The 1400-nt window shown below is 58.6% G+C and carries 1 rRNA gene; it reads right to left on the bottom strand.

Features of this window, described 5'->3' with window-relative positions:
* Positions 1-68: 68 nt before the first annotated feature.
* Positions 69-1400, bottom strand: a 16S ribosomal RNA gene (locus N5096_RS16120); the annotation flags it as partial.

Genomic DNA, 1400 nt, shown 5'->3' with positions numbered 1-1400 from the left:
CATGAGTGGTGACCGTTCGTGTGAACGGTCGAAAGGTGAGCTCCCGCGGAGCGGGAGTCTCGGGTCTGTGGAGGTGATCCAGCCGCAGATTCCCCTACGGCTACCTTGTTACGACTTAAGCCCCCTTGCGAAGCCCAGATTCGACTCGTGAAACGAGCCTCATCCGGACCTCACTCGGGTGCTTTGACGGGCGGTGTGTGCAAGGAGCAGGGACGTATTCACCGCGCGCTTATGACACGCGATTACTACCGAATCCAGCTTCATGTGGGCAAGTTGCAGCCCACAATCCGAACTACGATCGAGTTTCTGAGATTACCGTCTCCTTTCGGAGTAGGAACCCTTTGTCTCGACCATTGTAGCCCGCGTGTAGCCCAGCACATTCGGGGCATACTGACCTACCGTTGCCCGTTCCTTCCTCCGTGTTGGCCACGGCGGTCTCCCTACTGTCCCCAGCCACTTCGCAGTGCTGCTGGCAAGTAAGGATGCGGGTCTCGCTCGTTGCCTGACTTAACAGGACGCCTCACGGTACGAGCTGACGGCGGCCATGCACCTCCTCTCTGAAACTCGGATAAGGTCATCAACCTGATCGTCATTATTACAGTCGATGCTGGTGAGATGTCCGGCGTTGAGTCCAATTAAACCGCAGGCTCCTCCGGTTGTAGTGCTCCCCCGCCAATTCCTTTAAGTTTCATCCTTGCGGACGTACTTCCCAGGCGGCCTGCTTAGCGGCTTCCCTACGGCACAGCACCCACTCGTAGTGGGAGCCACACCTAGCAGGCATTGTTTACGGCTAGGACTACCCGGGTATCTAATCCGGTTCGAGACCCTAGCTTTCGTCCCTCACTGTCGGATCCGTTTTCGCGACGTGCTTTCGCCATCGGCGGTCCGTCCAGGATTACGGGATTTCACTCCTACCCCGGACGTACCCGTCGCGCCTTCCGGTCCCAAGCCACGCAGTTTCCACCGGACGCCCACCCGTTGAGCGGGTGGATTTTCCGATGGACTTGCGTGGCCAGCTACGGACGCTTTAGGCCCAATAAGATCGGCCATCACTCGGGCTGCCGGTATTACCGCGGCGGCTGGCACCGGTCTTGCCCAGCCCTTATTCGTCCACTTCCCTACGGTGGACAAAAGCGCAGGCTCTATGCCTGCGCACTTGGGATTCCCTTATCGCACTGTCGTGCAGTGTAAAGGTTTCGCGCCTGCTGCGCCCCGTAGGGCCCGGAATCTTGTCTCAGATTCCGTCTCCGGGTTCTCACTCTCATGACCCGTACCGATTATTGGCACGGTGGGCCGTTACCCCACCGTCTACCTAATCGGCCGCAGCCACATCCTTCGGCGCCGGAGCGTTTGGCACAGTCCTCATTCCAGGTGGACTGTGGTGTCCATTATTAACCTCA

The sequence above is a fragment of the Halorubrum yunnanense genome (genome assembly GCF_026586675.1).
Classification (GTDB): domain Archaea; phylum Halobacteriota; class Halobacteria; order Halobacteriales; family Haloferacaceae; genus Halorubrum; species Halorubrum yunnanense.
The sequence above is the reverse complement of the archived record's forward strand: the minus strand, read 5'-3'. Positions and strand labels throughout refer to the sequence as shown.